We start from the raw sequence: 16420 nt of genomic DNA, 5'->3' as shown, positions 1-16420 counted from the left end.
CACCGAAGCGTCCGGGCCCCTCTTTTGCAGTACTCGGCGCGCTGGCCACGAGGATTGTCCTTAGCGTGAAGTCATGAACGACACGCCGCGCATAAGGACTGTTCTGAGCTGCACTCTTCTGGCCGTCACCGTCACCGCCGGCACCTCCGCGTGCTCGGGCTCCGACGGCCATCCGCTGTCGCAGAAGACCTACGACGCGGCGGACCAGCTCGCGGTCAGCGCTCCCGCCGACGGTGCCAAGGCGGACCCCGAGAAGCCCCTGGAGATCACCGCCAAGGGCGGCAAGGGCCGGATCACCGACGTCACGGCCACCGACGCCTCCGGGCACCACCTCGCCGGCGAGCTCACCGCGGACGGACAGCGCTGGCGCTCCACGGCCGCCCTGGCGGCCGGTGCCCGCTACACGGTGCGGGTGGCCACCGAGGACGAGGACGGCGCCCCAGGCGCCCGTACGTTCACTTTCGAGACGGCTCCGGCCAAAGGGGCCCTGACCGTGACCTTCGGGCCGGAGGCGGGCACGTACGGCGTCGGGCAGCCCATCACGGCGGAGCTCAGCCTCCCGGTCAAGGACCGGTCGGCCCGCGCGGTCGTCGAGCGGGCCCTCAAGGTCCGCTCCACCCCCTACGTCGAGGGCGCCTGGTACTGGGTGGACGACAAGAAGCTGCACTTCCGTCCGAAGGAGTACTGGCCGGCCGGGGCGCTCGTCACGGTCACCGGGAACCTGGACGGCCTCAAGGTCGGCGACAAGCTCTACGGCGGCGCGTCCAAGCCGCTGAAGCTCACCATCGGCGACCGCATCGAGGCGGTCGCGGACGCCGGATCGCACCAGATGACCGTGAAGCGCAACGGAGAAGTGATCAACACCATGCCGGTGACCACCGGCAAACCCGGCTTCTCCACCCGCAACGGCATCAAGGTCGTGCTCGGCAAGGAGTACTACGTCCGGATGCGGGGCACCAGCATCGGCATCGCGGAGGGCAGCTCGGAGTCGTACGACCTGCCCGTGTACTACGCCACCCGGGTCACCTGGAGCGGCGAGTACGTGCACGCCGCGCCCTGGTCCGTCGGCTCCCAGGGCATCGAGAACGTCAGCCACGGCTGTGTCGGCATGTCGACGGAGAACGCGGCCTGGTTCTACAAGACCGTCCGCCCCGGCGACATCGTCCGCGTCGTCAACAGCCTCGGCGACACGATGGACACCTTCGGCAACGGCTTCGGCGACTGGAACATGGAGTGGGACAAGTGGCGCCAGGGCAGCGCCCTGGTGGAGGCCGCCGGAAACCCGGTGACCTCCACGGAGAAGGCGAGGCTGCGGCCCTCGATCTGAACCGGGGCCGACCGGCTCAGGCGTCGATCGACAGGCGCGAGCGCAGCAGGGACGCCAGGGACGCCGCGAACTCGACCGGTTCCACCGGAAGGGTGACGGCGGCGTCCGCGCGGCTCCAGGTGGCCAGCCAGGCGTCCTGCGGGCGCCCGATCAGCAGCAGCACCGGCGGGCAGCGGAAGACCTCGTCCTTGATCTGCCGGCAGACCCCCATGCCCCCGGCGGGCACCGCCTCGCCGTCCAGCACGCACACGTCGATGCCGCCCTCGTCCAGGCGCTTGAGCACCGCGGGCAGCGTCGCGCACTCCACGAACTCGACCGGGGGAACGTCGGTCGCGGGCCTGCGCCCGGCCGCGAGCCGCACCTGCGCGCGGGTGTTCGCGTCGTCGCTGTAGACCAGGACCGTGGCACTCGACTGCATCGTTCCTCCGTGGGGAAGTCCGTGGGAAGGTCGTCGATCGATGCGCCGGATGCTACTCCGCTCCACACCCCGTCAACACCCGTTCAACACCTGTTCGAACGGCGCTCCGCGGCCTCGATGCTGGGCCGTTCGGGCTGGACACACCCCCCTGACACTCCGAACGGCACCCCCCGGAGTGAGGGCGGGATAAGCGACCGACATAATGTCGGTCGTGGCGACAGTAACGACAGTAGAAACAGGGCACGCGCACCCGTCGGTCAATCGACCGAACCTCACCAGCGTCGGAACCATCATCTGGTTGAGCTCCGAGCTGATGTTCTTCGCGGCCCTCTTCGCGATGTACTTCACCCTGCGATCGGTGATGGGTCCCGACTTCTGGGCGGAAAAGGCCTCGGCCTTGAACTTCCCCTTCTCGGCGACCAACACCACGATCCTGGTGCTCTCCTCCCTCACCTGCCAGCTCGGCGTCTTCGCCGCGGAGCGGGGCGATGTGAAGAAGCTCCGGACGTGGTTCATCATCACGTTCGTGATGGGTGCGATCTTCATCGGCGGCCAGGTCTTCGAGTACACCGAGCTGGTCAAGCACGAGGGCCTCTCGCTCTCGTCGGACCCGTACGGCACGGTGTTCTACCTGACCACCGGCTTCCACGGCCTGCACGTGACGGGCGGTCTCATCGCCTTCCTGCTGGTCCTCGGCCGGACGTACGCCGCCAAGAGGTTCACTCACGAGCAGGCAACCGCCGCCATCGTCGTGTCCTACTACTGGCACTTCGTCGATGTCGTCTGGATCGGCCTCTTCGCCACGATCTACATGATCAAGTAATCGGCTCCGCCTCCACGGCGGACCGAGACATCCAGCAAGCATCGACGCAGAAGATCCTGACACCGGGGTAATCCGTGAAAAAGCTCTCCGCACGACGACGCCATCCGCTGGCGGCGGTCGTCGTCCTACTTCTCGCGCTGGCGGCCACTGGGGGGCTGTACGCCGCGTTCGCGCCCGCGGGCACGGCGAAGGCCGACGAAACCGCCCAGTCCCTCGCCATCGAGGAGGGCAAGAAGCTCTACTCCGTCGGCTGCGCCAGCTGCCACGGAACCGGCGGTCAGGGCACCTCTGACGGCCCGTCCCTGGTCGGCGTGGGTTCGGCGGCCGTGGACTTCCAGGTCGGCACGGGCCGCATGCCGGCCCAGCAGCCGGGTGCCCAGGTCCCGAGGAAGAAGGTCATCTACTCGCAGGCTGAGATCGATCAGCTCGCGGCGTACGTCGCCTCCCTCGGTGCCGGCCCGATCAAGCCGACCGAGGGCCAGTACAGCCCTGACGGTGCCGACATCGCCAAGGGTGGCGAGCTGTTCCGCACCAACTGTGCCCAGTGCCACAACTTCACCGGTGAGGGCGGCGCGCTGACCTACGGCAAGTACGCCCCGAGCCTCGAGGGCGTGGACCCGAAGCACCTCTACGAGGCCATGCAGACCGGCCCGCAGAACATGCCCTCCTTCCCGGACACGACCATGCCGGAGAAGGAGAAGAAGGACATCATCGCGTACGTCCAGGCCGTCAACAGCGACAAGGCCAACAACCCGGGCGGTCTCTCGCTCGGCGGCCTCGGCCCCGTCAGTGAGGGTCTGTTCGGCTGGATCTTCGGTCTGGGCGCGCTGATCGCAGTTGCCATCTGGGTCGCGGCCCACACCGCTAAGGCCAAGAAGTCATGAGTAGCCAAGAGATTCCAGAAGAGACCCTGCCGGCAGGGCAGGACACCGCGCACGGCGCGGTGACGGTCGCCGACGACCCGTTCGCCGACCCGGGCCTCCCGCCCCACAAGCCCCGCATCCAGGACATCGACGAGCGGGCCGCCCGCCGGTCCGAGCGCGCGGTCGCCTTCATGTTCACGCTGTCGATGCTGGCCACCGTCGGCTTCATCGCCTCGTACGTGATCTTCCCGGTCGAAAAGATCGTGTACATCTGGCCCTTCGGCCGGGTGTCCGCGCTCAACTTCGCCCTGGGTCTGACCCTCGGCGCCGCCCTCTTCTTCATCGGCGCGGGCGCGGTCCACTGGGCCCGCACCCTGATGTCCGACGTCGAGGTCGCCGACGAGCGTCACCCGATGGCGGCGTCGCCCGAGGTCAAGGCGAAGGTCATGGCGGACTTCGCGGCCGGTGCCGCGGAGTCGGGCATGGGCCGCCGCAAGCTCATCCGCAACACGATGTTCGGCGCGCTGTCGCTCGTACCGCTCTCCGGCATCGTCCTGCTGCGTGACATGGGCCCGCTGCCCGAGAAGAAGCTCCGGACCACCATGTGGACCAAGGGGCTCCAGCTCATCAACATGAACACGCACGAGCCGCTGCGTCCCGAGGACGTCGCGGTCGGCTCGCTCACCTTCGCGATGCCCGAGGGCCTCTCGGAGCACGACGAGCACTTCCAGACCGAGATCGCCAAGGCCGCCCTGATGATCGTCCGGATCCAGCCGGAGGACATCAAGGACAAGCGCGAGCTCGAGTGGTCGCACCAGGGCATCGTCGCGTTCTCGAAGATCTGCACCCACGTCGGCTGCCCGATCTCCCTGTACGAGCAGCAGACGCACCACGTGCTCTGCCCGTGCCACCAGTCCACCTTCGACCTCTCCGACGGCGCCCGCGTCATCTTCGGCCCGGCCGGTCACCCCCTCCCGCAGCTGCGGATCGGCGTGAACGACAAGGGCTTCCTCGAGGCGCTCGGCGACTTCGACGAGCCCGTCGGTCCGGCATTCTGGGAGCGCGGATGAGCACCGTGACCAACACGCAGAAGAAGGCGCCCGCCGGTGAGCGGGTCGCGGACTGGGCCGACGGCCGCCTGGGGATCTACACGCTGGCCAAGGCCAACATGCGGAAGATCTTCCCGGACCACTGGTCCTTCATGCTGGGCGAGGTCTGCCTCTACAGCTTCCTCATCATCATCCTGACGGGCGTCTACCTGACGCTGTTCTTCCACCCGTCGATGAACGAGGTGGAGTACGTCGGACCGTACGTCCCGCTCCAGGGACAGCTGATGTCCGAGGCGTTCAACTCGACCATGCACATCTCCTTCGAGGTGCGCGGTGGTCTGCTGATCCGGCAGATCCACCACTGGGCGGCGCTGATCTTCCTCGCCGGCATGTTCGTGCACATGATGCGCGTGTTCTTCACCGGCGCGTTCCGCAAGCCGCGTGAGATCAACTGGCTGTTCGGCTTCCTGCTGTTCTTCCTGGGCATGTTCACCGGCTTCACCGGTTACTCGCTCCCGGACGACCTGCTCTCCGGCACCGGTGTCCGCTTCATGCAGGGCGCGATCCTGTCCGTGCCGGTCCTCGGCACGTACCTGTCGATGTTCCTGTTCGGCGGCGAGTTCCCCGGCGGCGACTTCGTCGCCCGGTTCTACTCGGCGCACGTGCTGCTGCTCCCCGGCATCATGCTGGGCCTCGTGGTCGCCCACCTCATCCTGGTGTTCGTCCACAAGCACACGCACTTCGCCGGCCCCGGCCGGACGAACGACAACGTCGTCGGCATGCCGCTGCTGCCCGTGTACATGGCGAAGGCCGGAGGCTTCTTCTTCCTGGTCTTCGGCGTCATCGCGGTCATCGCGGCGATCGCCTCGATCAACCCGATCTGGGCCATGGGCCCGTACCGCCCGGACCAGGTGTCCACCGGCGCCCAGCCCGACTGGTACATGGGCTTCGCCGAGGGTCTGATCCGTGTCATGCCGGGCTGGGAGATCAACCTGTGGGGCCACACGCTGGTCCTCGGCGTGATGATCCCGCTGGCGATCTTCCCGCTGGTCCTCGCGGTCATCGCGGTCTACCCGTTCATCGAGTCCTGGATCACCGGCGACAAGCGCGAGCACCACATCGCGCAGCGCCCGCGCAACGCTCCGACGCGCACCGCCTTCGGCGTCGCCTGGATCACCGCGTACATGATCATGCTCGTGGGTGGTGGAAACGACATCTGGGCGACCCACTTCCACCTGTCGCTGAACGCCATCACCTGGTTCGTGCGGATCTTCTTCTTCGTCGGCCCGGTCATCGCGTTCATCGTCACCAAGCGGATCTGCCTCGGCCTCCAGCGCCGCGACAAGGACAAGGTGCTGCACGGCCGCGAGTCGGGCATCATCAAGCGCCTGCCGCACGGTGAGTTCGTCGAGGTCCACGAGCCGCTCAGCCAGGGCGAGCTGCACCGCCTCACGGCGCACGAGCAGTACGAGGCCGCGGAGCTTCCGCCGGCCGTCGACGAGAACGGCGTGGAGCGCAAGATCGGCCGCATGGAGAAGCTCCGGGTCAAGCTCAACAAGGGCTACTACGGCGAGGACAGCCAGATCGCCAAGCCCACGGTCGAGGAGTACAAGGAGATCCAGAGCGGCCACGGCCACCACTGATCACCCTGAACACCTGACCTGACTGAAGGTCGCCACGGCGAGGGCCCCGTCCATTCGATGGACGGGGCTCTTTGCCGTCCCGGGAGGTCGATAGGGTGGGACCGTATCCGTCACGTGATCACCAGGAGCCGTCATGAGCGCTGCGACCCCCGCTGGAGGACCTACGTCGGCGGGCCGCTCCTGGCCCGTCCTGCTGAACGGTCTGCTCGAAGGCAAGGACCTCTCCGCCGACGACACGGCCTGGGCGATGGACCTGATCATGAGCGGTGAGGCGACCGACGCGCAGATCGCCGGATTCATGGTGGCGCTGCGGGCCAAGGGCGAGACCGTCCAGGAGATCACCGGTCTCGTCCGGACGATGTACGCGCACGCCAACACGATCGAGGTGCCCGGCCCCGCCGTCGACATCGTCGGCACCGGCGGCGACGGCGCCAAGACCGTCAACATCTCCACCATGGCGTCGATCGTGGTCGCCGGTACGGGCACGAAGGTCGTCAAGCACGGCAACCGGGCGGCGTCCTCCGCCTCCGGCTCCTCCGACGTCCTGGAGAAGCTCGGCATCAACCTCAACCTCACCCCGCAGCGGGTCGCCGAGGTCGCCGAGGAAGCCGGCATCACCATCTGCTTCGCCGTGAAGTTCCACCCCTCGCTGCGGCACGTCGCCGCGGCCCGCGGCCAGCTGGGCATCCGGACCACCTTCAACGTCCTGGGACCGCTGACCAACCCGGCCAAGGTGAAGGCCCAGGCCGTCGGCGTCGCCGACCCGCGCATGGCGCCGATCGTCGCCGGCGTCCTCGCCGAGCGCGGCAACTCCGCCCTGGTCTTCCGCGGCGACGACGGCCTGGACGAGCTGACGACCACCGCCACCTCCCGGGTCTGGGTGGTCCGGGACGGCGGTGTCACCGAGGAGCGCTTCGACCCCCGGGACGTCGGCATCGAGCTCGTCCCCCTGGAGGCCCTGCGCGGCGCCGACGCCTCGTACAACGCCGACGTGGCCCGCCGACTGCTCGCGGGGGAGACCGGTCCCGTGCGGGACGCGGTGCTGCTCAACGCGGCGGCGGCGCTCACCGCCCTGGAGCCCGGCACGGGCACCCTGGCGGAGCAGCTGGGCGCGGGCATCGCGAAGGCGGCCGAGTCGATCGACTCCGGCGCGGCCCTGCGGTCCCTGGAACGGTGGATCGCGGCCAGCAACGCCTGAGCGCGTGTGAACGGCACATTGCGACCCCGTCCCGGATGCCGGGACGGGGTTGCGGCGTCGTGATCGTCTGGCATAGGTTCTGGAACAGGTCATGAGTGACAGCTGCAAGGCCCCGGCCGGCTGTCCGGCAACCCTCCGTCCGTGGCGGGGTGCCCCGGGTGAAGACCAGGCCGTACGAGCAGAAGCCTGCGGCAAGCGCGGACCCCTGCGCACCACCCTGGGGTCCTTGGTCCTCTAGGGAGCGTTGTCTCGTGAGCAAGCGAATGCGTTAGGGCCCTTTCGGCCCCTCTTCCCCTCACCACCCGTACGTGGCGCGGCCCTTCGCGCGCTGCTGCCCCGCGGGCCCCTTCACGCCTTTTCGCGCCCCTTTTATGCCGGGAGATACCGCCATGTCCGCACGCCCGAACACCGCCGTCGAGACCGCTGCCGCCGCCGATTCCGCCGCCCCCGTCGAGTCCGCCGACCCCTGCTGCGCCGCCCCGCTGCCGGTCCTCGGCCAGGACGTGACCGTCCCGCTCGTCACCGGCGGCGAGGTGACCTACGCGGCCCTCGACTACGCGGCCAGCGCGCCGGCCCTCCAGCGGGTCTGGGACGACGTCGCCGCGTACGCCCCCTACTACGGCAGCGTCCACCGCGGTGCCGGCTACCTCTCCCAGCTCTCCACCGACCTCTTCGAGAACAGCCGCGCCACCGTCGCCGAGTTCCTCGACTGCCGCCCCGGTGACCAGGTCGTCTTCACCCGCTCCACCACCGACTCGCTCAACCTGCTCGCCCAGGTGGTCCCGGCCGGCTGCGAGGTCTTCGTCTTCGAGACCGAGCACCACGCCTCGCTGCTGCCGTGGCGCGACGCCCACGTCACCTACCTCGACGCGCCCCGCACCCCGCAGCAGGCCGTCGAGACCCTGGAGCGCGCGCTCGCCGACCGCGACCCCCACGGTCCGGCCCTGGTCTGCGTCACCGGCGCCTCCAACGTCACCGGCGAGCTGTGGCCGGTGCGGGAACTGGCCGCCGCCGCGCACGCGCACGGTGCCCGGATCGTGCTCGACGCCGCCCAGCTCGCCCCCCACCACCCGGTCTCCGTACGGGAGTTGGACGTGGACTGGGTCGCCTTCTCCGGGCACAAGCTGTACGCGCCCTTCGGCTCCGGCGTCCTCGCCGGCCGCGCCGACTGGCTACAGGATTCCGAGCCCTACCTCGCGGGCGGTGGAGCGTCCCGCAAGGTAGCCCGTCGGGCCGACGGTGGTGTGGACGTGGAGTGGCACACCACGTCGGCCCGACATGAAGCCGGTTCGCCGAACGTCATCGGCGTCTACTCGATCGCCTCCGCCTGCAAGGCGCTCACCGAGGCCGGCTTCGACTCCCTCGTCGCCCGCGAGCGGCACCTGATCGCGAAGGTCCGCGAGGGTCTGGCCGAGGTGCCCGAGGTGCGCGTGCTCTCGCTCTTCGGCGACGACGCGCCCCGCGTGGGCGTCATCTCCTTCGTCGTGGAGGGCTGGAACAGCTCCCACTTCGCCGCCGCGCTCTCCGCCGAGTACGGCATCGGCGTCCGCGACGGCCTCTTCTGCGCCCATCCGCTGGTCCGCACCCTGCTCGGCAGCGACCCGCAGGACCCGGGCGAGTGCGGTGCGCCCGAGGCGGCCCCGGGGGAGCGCTCCCTGAACGCCATCCGGGTGAGCTTCGGCGCCGGTACGCCGGACGAGCACGTGGAGCGGTTCGTCGGCGCGGTGAAGGAGCTCGTCCGGGACGGCGCGCAGTGGAAGTACCGCACCGAGGACGGCCGCTGCGTCCCCGACCGCGGCTGATCGCTCACTCGTACGGGTGAAGGGGGGCCTCCCGGTCGGGAGGCCCCCCTTCGGTCGTGCCGCGTGCCGGGCGTCAGGACTCCAGGCCGATGGCGAAGGCCGCCTCCAGGTCGTGCTGGGAGTACGTCCGGAAGGCGACGTGCGTGTCCGTGGCCTCGACGCCCGGGATCTTGCTGATGCGGCCGGGGATCACGTCCGCCAGGTCGTCGTGGCGCGGCACCCGGACCATGGCGATCAGGTCGTACGTGCCGGTGACCGAGAAGACCTCGCTGACGCTGTCGAGCGCGGCGATCGACTCGGCGATCTCGGGGATGCGGTCCACGCTGGTCTTGATGAGCACGATCGCGGTGATCACGGCTGGCTTTCTCCCTCGGTCGCCGCGGCTTGGGCCTTCACTCTATCCCCACCGCGGAAGCGCCCCCAGGCGTAGAGGAAGCCGACCGAGAAGCCCACGACGTGGGCCAGATAGGCGACGCCGGGTCCCGCGCCCGCCGCCCGCGCGGCCAGCCACTGCAGCGTGAACCAGAAGATCAGCACGATCCAGGCCGGGAAGCGCAGCGGCAGGAAGAACAGGAAGGGGAAGAGGCTGGTGACGCGGGAGCGGGGGAAGAGGAAGAGGAAGGCCCCGAGCACCGCCGAGATCGCCCCGGAGGCCCCGACCAGGGTCTGCGCGCTGTCCGCGTGCACCACCGCGTAGCCGGACAGGGCGACGTAGCCGGTCCCCAGGTAGAAGAGGCAGAACCCGACCGGGCCCATGCGCTCCTCGGCCATCGCCCCGAAGACGTACAGGAAGAGCATGTTGCCCAGCAGGTGGAGCCAGCTGCCGTGGACGAAGAGCGCGGTCAGCGGGGTGAGCAGGGCGCGCGGATCGCCGTTCGTCAGCTCGGCGGGGATCACGCCCCAGCGGCGGAAGTAGGCGCCCTGGGCGGCCAGCAGCCCGTCGCCCGTGCCGTACGCGGGACTGAGTCCGGCGGCCGGGCTGATCAGGAAGAGGAGGCAGCAGGCGGCGATCAGTCCGTACGTCACCGCGGGGCCGCCGCGGACACCCCGCCAGGCCCCGAGGGCCCCGCCTCGCCAGTCGATCATGGACAGATCATGGCGTACCGGGGCCGAAGTGGACAGAGCGCCTCGCCGTGCCCCGTCCTCCCCGGGAGGCCGTAGGGTTACGGGCACCACCGACCGCAGTTCGACGGCGCACCGCGGCTCCCGTACCTGGTACCACGCAACAGGAAGAAGGACGGCACCGATGACGACGGTTCCCCTGCCGACCGACGAGACCCGCTGGCGCTGCACGCTCTGCGGCAACCTGACCCGCTTCGACGTGACCCGCTCCTCCAAGGTCGTGGAGTACGTCCATCTGGACCTCGCCGGCGATCCGACGGTCGAGGAGCGGCAGGTGGTGAGTGAGACCATCGAGTCGGTGCGCTGCCGCTGGTGCAACGCGGTGGACCAGATCGAACTGGTGGACAGGCCGGGCGCCGCCTCCTGAGGGACGGCGCGGACGACATAGGGGTGACGGATCGTGGAGCAGCCCGCGCACGGTGGTGAGCCGGCCGGCGCGGCAGGTGACGCTGCCGAGACGCTCGACCACCCATTGCCGGAAGCCGTACGGCGACGGGTCGTCGCGCTGGTCGCGGACGCCTTCGGCGGGCTCACCGTCGCGGAGCTGCCCGCCCCCCTGCGGCAGTACGCCCGCTTCACCGCGAGCCGGCGGGCCAAGTTCGCCGGCAACGCGATGGCCGCCGCGCTCGACGCCGACCCGCTCTTCCGGCAGCGGATCGGCGAACGGTTCAAGCAGGGCCAGCCCGAGCTGGCCGGAGCCGTGGAGACCGGCACCCCGCCCGCGGCCGCCGACCCCGTCGACGTGGCCGCGGCCGCCTATGTGCTGCGCCCGCCCGGCTGGGTCAAGCTCGTGGCCGCCGCCGGCGAGGAGGCCCTGCGGGCCGACGCCGAGCGGGCCGACGAGGCCGGCCGGCGCGAGCTGGAACGGCTGCGCGAGGAGCTCGCCGCCGCCCGGGACCGCGCCCGGAGCGAGACCGAGCAGCTCCGGCACGACCTGGAGGCCGCCCGCAAGGAAGCGGAATCGCTTCACCGCAAGCTGCGCAGCGCCCAGAGCGACGTCAAGCGCGGCGAGGCCGCGCTGCGCAGGGCACAGGGCGAGATCGATACCGTGCGGGCCGAGTCGGCGGCGCAGGTGTCGGCCGCCGAGAGCGAGACGCGGCGGCTCAGGGCGCGGCTCGGCGAGGTCGAGGCCGCCCTGGAGACGAGCCGCAGGACCGCCCGCGAGGGCCGCTCGGTGGAGGACATGCGGCTGCGGCTGCTGCTCGACACGGTCCTCGACGCGGCCCAGGGGCTGCGCCGCGAACTCGCGCTGCCGCCCGTCTCGGTGCACCCGGCGGACACCGTGGACGCGGTGGAGCCGGGGCGGATGTCCCCGAAGGACATCGCGGCGCGGGCGCTCTCCGAGACGGACCCGGCGCTGCTCGACCAGCTGCTCGCGCTGCCGCAGGCGCATCTGGTCGTCGACGGCTACAACGTCACCAAGACCGGCTATCCGACGATGCCGCTGGAGAAGCAGCGGCTGCGGCTGCTCGGCGGGCTCTCGGCGCTCGCGGCCCGCTCGGGCGCCGAGGTCACCTGTGTCTTCGACGGGGCGGAGCTGGCGGCCCCGGTGCTGCTCGCGCCGCCGCGCGGGGTGCGGGTGCTGTTCTCCAAGCCCGGGGTCACGGCGGACGAGTTGATCCGGCAGCTGGTCCGGGCGGAGCCGCCGGGGCGGCCGGTCGTGGTGGTCTCCACCGACCGGGAGGTCGCCGACGGCGTCGCGAAGGCGGGGGCGCGGCCGGTGGCGTCCGCCTTGTTGCTCAAGCGGCTTTCGCGCCTCTCGTGAGGCATCGCAACTCCTGGGCGGTATGACCGAATTATGGGTGGCGTACCGTCAAGTGCCCGTCACTGGACGTGCGATGCGTGTAAATAAAGTGGTGCGTGAGCGAGATTTTTGCCAGCGGGATTTGAACTGATCACAACTTGGTCACTAGGGTCGGGCTTCGAACCTTCGCGCGGTTGATCACCCATCCGGGGTGGCAGCGGAGGAACCGCCTGCCCCTGACCGGTTGGGCGGCTCGAGGAAGAAGGAGCTCGCCTTCGTGGCGTCCCACCGTCGACCCAAGCAGCCGAGCCGTACCCGTGTGACCGTGTTCACCGCGGCAGCGGCCGCCGCCGTCGCCCTCTCCGCCCAGTCCGGAGCACAGGCGGCCCCCGCGAAGCCCAAGATCGACGAGGTCAAGTCGAAGGTCGACAAGCTGAACCACGAGGCCGAGGAGGCCACGGAGCAGTACAACCTCGCCGAGGAGCGGCGGGGCAAGCTGCAGAAGGAGATCAGCAACCTCCAGGACAAGGTGGCCCGCGGCCAGGAGGAGCTCAACACCCTGCGCGACCAGATCGGTTCGGTCGCCAGCGCCCAGTACCGCTCCGGCGGCATCGACCCGGCGCTCCAGCTCTTCCTCTCCGCCGACCCGGACACCTACCTCGACAAGGCGTCCGCGATCGACCAGCTGAGCGCCCAGCAGGCCGACGTGCTCACCTCGATCCAGGCCAAGCAGCGCACCCTCGCCCAGCAGCGGGCCGAGGCCACCTCGAAGCTGGCCGACCTCGAGGACGTCCGCAGGACCCTCGGCGAGAAGAAGAAGAAGTTCCAGGGCAAGCTGGCCGAGGCCCGCAAGCTCCTCAACACCCTCACGGCCGAAGAGCGCGCCAGGATGCAGCAGCAGGAGCAGCGCGCCAGCCGCGCCGCCGGCGAGCGCGTCAACCTGGGCAACGAGGTCCCGGCCTCGCAGCGCGGCGCCGCCGCCCTCGCCGCCGCGGCCACCCAGATCGGCAAGCCGTACGCCTCGGGCATGGAAGGCCCCAACGCGTACGACTGCTCGGGCCTGACCATGTGGGCCTACGCCCAGGCCGGCGTCAACCTCACCCGCACCACGTACACCCAGCAGAACGACGGCGTGAAGATCGGCCGCAGCCAGCTCAAGCCGGGCGACCTGGTCTTCTTCAACGGCCTGTCGCACGTGGGCCTGTACGCGGGCAACAACACGGTCCTGCACGCCCCCTACACCGGCGCCTACGTCCGCTACGAGTCCATGAACACCCTGGGCTCGTTCCAGTTCGGCGTCCGCGTCGGCTGACCCGCCGCGACCCGCTCCGGCATGCCGCCCAATCGGGTGGTTCGCCACGACGCGCACTGACCTGACGCCCCGCCGGTGACCTGTGTTCTCCGGCGGGGCGTCACTTTGTGTGCCCGGCGCCTTCGTTGGACGAGGGCTGATCAGCGGCTACTGTCTGCCGCGCCAGTCTGCGTCGAGCCGAACGGAGCGCGATTCGTGGCGTCCCACCGCCGACCCGTGAGGGTCACCGTCCTCACCGCCGCCGCCGCGGCCACCGCGGCGGCGTCCCTCGGGGCCGTCCCCGCGAGCGCCGACCCCGGGGCCACGCCCGCGGCCACCCGCGCCACGGTCGACCGCCTCTTCGAGGAGGCCGAGAAGGCCACCGAGGGCTACAACCGGGCGGACGAGAAGGCGGACGCGCTGCGCCGGACGGTCTCCCAGGCGCAGGACAGCCTCGCCCGCGGCCAGGAACGCATCAACCGCATGCGGGGCGCGCTCGGCTCGGTCGCCGGCGCCCAGTACCGCTCCGGCGGCATCGATCCCGCCCTCGCCCTCCTGCTCTCCTCCGACCCGGACACCTATCTGGACCGGGCCTCCGCCCTGGACCGGGTCACCGCCCGGCAGGGCGCCGCGCTCGGCGAACTCCGGCGCGAGCAGCGCCGCCTGAGCCAGCAGCGGAGCGAGGCCCGCACGGTCCTCGCCGAACTGGAGCGCAGCCGGGCCGAGGTCGCCCGCCACAAGCGCACCGTCGAGCGGAAGCTGGCCGAGGCCCGCCGGGTGCTCGCCTCCCTCACCGTCGAGCAGCGCGCCGACTACGACCGGGCCTCCCGCACCGGGGAGCGTGCCGGGGGACCGGCCGAGGGGCCCGCCGCGGAGCTGCCGCCGCTCGCCGACCTCGGCCCCTCGCGGGCCGCCGCGGCGGTGATCGCCGCCCGCAGCGCGATCGGCAAGCCGTACGTGTGGGGGGCGACCGGCCCCTCGGCCTTCGACTGCTCGGGCCTGATGGTCTGGTCGTACCGGCAGGCCGGGATCAGTCTGCCGCGCACCTCCTCGGCGCAGCGGTACGCGGGCCGGCAGGTGCCGCTCTCGCAGGCGCAGCCCGGCGACCTCGTCACGTACCGCGGCGACGCCAGCCACGTGGCGATCTACGCCGGCAACGGCCAGGTCATCCACGCCCCGTACCCGGGCGCCCGGGTCCGCTACGACCCGGTGAACATGATGTCGCACGTGACGGTCACCCGGGTCTGACGGCGTCCCCGTACGATCGGGGGCGTGGCGGGTCTGCGGAGCGGAGTGGTGCGGGGCGCGGCGGCGGGTCTGCTGGCCGCGGTGCTCGCCCTCGCCGGGTGCGCGGCCCCCGAGCCCGCAGGACCGGCGACCGGGGAGATCCAGGGCCTGCTCGACCGGCACGCGCGGGCGCTGCTCGACCGCGACGAGGCCGGCTATCTCGCCGCCCTCGACCCCGCGCTCGCGCCGGCCGCGCGCACCGAGTTCGACCGGCTCGCGAAGATCCCGCTGGGCGGCTGGACGTACCGGGTCACCGGCCTCGACCGGGCCGGCGAGGGCCGGGCCACCGCCAGGGCCGAGCTCGGCTACCGGATCGAGGGCTACGACTCCGGGCCCGCCACCACCGAGCGGGTCCTCGACCTCGCCGAGCGGGACGGCCGCTGGTACGTGACCGGCGACCGCGCCGCCGACGGCGCCCCGCAGCAGCTGTGGCAGCAGGGCGAGGTCACGGCCGTGACCGGCCGGCGCAGCCTCGTCCTGGGGGTGGGGCAGAGCCCGGAGCGGCTGCGGGAGATCGCCGCGGCGGCGGACCGGGCGGTGCCCGCGGTCGGGGACGCCTGGCACGGGAACTGGGCGGGCCGGGTCGTGGTCCTCGTCCCCGCCTCGATCGAGGCGATGGGCCGGCTCCTCGGCGGACCGGCCGCCTCCTACCGGGGCATCGCGGCCGTCACGACCGGCCGGGCGGACGGCGGCCCGACGGCGCCCGCGGACCGGGTGATCGTGAACCCGGACGCGTACGCGGTGCTCGGCGCCTTCGGCCGGCAGATGGTCCTCACCCACGAGACCACCCATGTCGCGACCCGCGCCCAGACCACCGCGGCCACTCCCGTCTGGCTCTCCGAGGGCTTCGCCGACTGGGTCGCCTACCGGGGCACCGGCCGCACCGCCGCCCAGGCCGCCCCCGAGCTGCGCCGCGCGGTCCGGGCCGGCGAGCTCCCGGCGGAGCTCCCCGACGACGGGGCCTTCACCTTCGGCGGCGACGCGGAGGGCATGGCCCGGGCCTACGAGGGCGGCTGGCTGGCCTGCGAGCTGATCGCGGACCGCTGGGGCGAGGAGAGGCTGACCGCGTTCTACCGGGCGGTGGGCGCGCACCCGGCCCGGGAGGGCGCGGTGGAGAAGGCGCTCCGGGAGGTCCTGGACACCACGCCGGAGGACTTCACCGCCGACTGGCGCGCGTATCTGACCGAACGGCTGGGCTAGGGCCCGATCCCGCCGGCGGGCCCCGGGGCCCGGCCCTCCAGCAGCTCCAGGGTCTCCGCGAGCCAGGCCTTCTCCTCGGTGCCCGTCGCGCGGGCGATCCGCAGCATTCCCCGCCGGAAGAGGTCGGGCTCCCGCTCGACGCTGACCGCGGTCCCGTCCTCGTAGAAGAAGCTGGCCGGGGCGAGCAGGAACTCCTGGCGGCGGCGGAGGACGGCCGCCTGGTCCGCCCGGTCGGGGAGGTGTCCCAGGAAGGCGAGCAGGGTGAACCAGCGCTGGCCGTCGGTGATCTCGGCGTCCTTGGGGGTGCGCAGCCGGGCGAGGAGCTCTCGGCGGCCCTCGGGGGTGAGCGAGAGCGTCCGGCGCGGGGCCGCGCTCGCGCCCGGCTCCGTACGGCTGTCGACCAGGCCGTTCTTCACCAGGCGGGTGATGGCGGGGTAGAGGGCGCCGTCGCTGACCGGGCGGACGTGGCCGCTCAGGCCCTGGATGCGCTCCTTCAGCTCGTAGCCGTGCAGCGGCTTCTCGTACAGGAAGCCCAGGATCGACAGCTCCAGCACCGGCACCCCTCCCTCGCGCTTGTCGGGATACAGCTTCTCATGCTACCTCTTTTCGAGGTACCTCTATTCGAGGTACATCGGAAAGAGGGGGGATTCCTT

At 71.2% G+C, this 16420-nt stretch carries 16 protein-coding genes and 1 riboswitch; of the genes, 12 read left to right on the top strand and 4 right to left on the bottom strand.

Features of this window, described 5'->3' with window-relative positions; genetic code table 11:
• The first annotated feature begins 73 nt into the window (after nt 1-73).
• A complete protein-coding gene (locus tag K7G60_RS00615; protein ID WP_225798748.1) occupies nt 74-1327 on the top strand; it encodes an Ig-like domain-containing protein in 1254 nt (417 codons plus the stop codon).
• Between the two features lie 16 nt (nt 1328-1343).
• Here K7G60_RS00615 and K7G60_RS00610 read toward each other — a convergent pair whose 3' ends face one another.
• Complete coding sequence (locus K7G60_RS00610; RefSeq protein ID WP_189802204.1) at nt 1344-1745, bottom strand: hypothetical protein; 402 nt, start codon at nt 1743-1745, stop codon at nt 1344-1346.
• A 202-nt stretch (nt 1746-1947) separates the two neighbouring features.
• On the opposite strand from K7G60_RS00610, the gene K7G60_RS00605 reads away from it, so the two are divergent.
• From K7G60_RS00605 to K7G60_RS00580, 6 genes are all read left to right on the top strand, one after another.
• Nucleotides 1948-2568, top strand: coding sequence for a heme-copper oxidase subunit III (locus K7G60_RS00605; RefSeq protein WP_225798747.1), 621 nt, complete (start codon nt 1948-1950; stop codon nt 2566-2568).
• A 74-nt stretch (nt 2569-2642) separates the two neighbouring features.
• Nucleotides 2643-3452 (top strand): c-type cytochrome, encoded by an 810-nt coding sequence (locus tag K7G60_RS00600; protein ID WP_225798746.1) that lies wholly within the window; start codon nt 2643-2645, stop codon nt 3450-3452.
• On the top strand, nt 3449-4501 hold the full coding sequence (locus tag K7G60_RS00595; RefSeq protein ID WP_225798745.1) for a ubiquinol-cytochrome c reductase iron-sulfur subunit: 1053 nt from the start codon (nt 3449-3451) through the stop codon (nt 4499-4501). Before K7G60_RS00600 ends, K7G60_RS00595 begins: the two co-directional genes overlap by 4 nt.
• Nucleotides 4498-6123 carry a cytochrome bc complex cytochrome b subunit gene (locus K7G60_RS00590; protein WP_225798744.1) on the top strand — a complete coding sequence of 542 codons (1626 nt, stop codon included), beginning with the start codon at nt 4498-4500 and terminating at the stop codon, nt 6121-6123. Before K7G60_RS00595 ends, K7G60_RS00590 begins: the two co-directional genes overlap by 4 nt.
• Nucleotides 6124-6256: 133 nt before the next feature.
• Nucleotides 6257-7321, top strand: a complete 1065-nt coding sequence (gene trpD, locus K7G60_RS00585) for an anthranilate phosphoribosyltransferase (protein ID WP_225798743.1) — start codon at nt 6257-6259, stop codon at nt 7319-7321.
• An 87-nt stretch (nt 7322-7408) separates the two neighbouring features.
• A riboswitch (SAM riboswitch) is annotated at nt 7409-7525 on the top strand.
• A 185-nt stretch (nt 7526-7710) separates the two neighbouring features.
• Nucleotides 7711-9123 (top strand): aminotransferase class V-fold PLP-dependent enzyme, encoded by a 1413-nt coding sequence (locus K7G60_RS00580; protein WP_225798742.1) that lies wholly within the window; start codon nt 7711-7713, stop codon nt 9121-9123.
• Nucleotides 9124-9196: 73 nt separating this feature from the next.
• Here K7G60_RS00580 and K7G60_RS00575 read toward each other — a convergent pair whose 3' ends face one another.
• Nucleotides 9197-9478 (bottom strand): Lrp/AsnC family transcriptional regulator, encoded by a 282-nt coding sequence (locus K7G60_RS00575; RefSeq protein ID WP_017238849.1) that lies wholly within the window; start codon nt 9476-9478, stop codon nt 9197-9199.
• Nucleotides 9475-10209 (bottom strand): rhomboid family intramembrane serine protease, encoded by a 735-nt coding sequence (locus K7G60_RS00570; protein WP_225798741.1) that lies wholly within the window; start codon nt 10207-10209, stop codon nt 9475-9477. Before K7G60_RS00570 ends, K7G60_RS00575 begins: the two co-directional genes overlap by 4 nt.
• A gap of 160 nt (nt 10210-10369) precedes the next feature.
• On the opposite strand from K7G60_RS00570, the gene K7G60_RS00565 reads away from it, so the two are divergent.
• The 5 genes from K7G60_RS00565 to K7G60_RS00545 all read left to right on the top strand — a co-directional run bounded on the left by K7G60_RS00565 (nt 10370) and on the right by K7G60_RS00545 (nt 15767).
• Entirely contained in the window at nt 10370-10612 is a 243-nt protein-coding gene (locus K7G60_RS00565) for a hypothetical protein (RefSeq protein WP_055644001.1), read from the top strand.
• Nucleotides 10613-10645: 33 nt separating this feature from the next.
• A complete protein-coding gene (locus K7G60_RS00560; RefSeq protein ID WP_225798740.1) occupies nt 10646-12010 on the top strand; it encodes an NYN domain-containing protein in 1365 nt (454 codons plus the stop codon).
• A 256-nt stretch (nt 12011-12266) separates the two neighbouring features.
• The gene (locus tag K7G60_RS00555; protein WP_225798739.1) at nt 12267-13301 is read left to right on the top strand and encodes an NlpC/P60 family protein; all 1035 of its coding nucleotides are present in this window, start codon (nt 12267-12269) and stop codon (nt 13299-13301) included.
• Between the two features lie 195 nt (nt 13302-13496).
• On the top strand, nt 13497-14528 hold the full coding sequence (locus K7G60_RS00550) for an NlpC/P60 family protein (protein ID WP_374115556.1): 1032 nt from the start codon (nt 13497-13499) through the stop codon (nt 14526-14528).
• A 24-nt stretch (nt 14529-14552) separates the two neighbouring features.
• Nucleotides 14553-15767: a hypothetical protein gene (locus K7G60_RS00545; RefSeq protein WP_225798737.1), complete on the top strand. Its 1215-nt coding sequence runs from the start codon at nt 14553-14555 to the stop codon at nt 15765-15767.
• Here the strand turns inward: K7G60_RS00545 and K7G60_RS00540 are convergent.
• The gene (locus K7G60_RS00540; RefSeq protein ID WP_225798736.1) at nt 15764-16321 is read right to left on the bottom strand and encodes a PadR family transcriptional regulator; all 558 of its coding nucleotides are present in this window, start codon (nt 16319-16321) and stop codon (nt 15764-15766) included. The two genes, K7G60_RS00545 and K7G60_RS00540, sit on opposite strands and share 4 nt — an antisense overlap.
• Nucleotides 16322-16420: the final 99 nt, after the last annotated feature.

This window comes from Streptomyces sp. NK15101, from assembly GCF_020400725.1.
GTDB lineage: Bacteria > Actinomycetota > Actinomycetes > Streptomycetales > Streptomycetaceae > Streptomyces.
The sequence above is the reverse complement of the archived record's forward strand: the minus strand, read 5'-3'. Positions and strand labels throughout refer to the sequence as shown.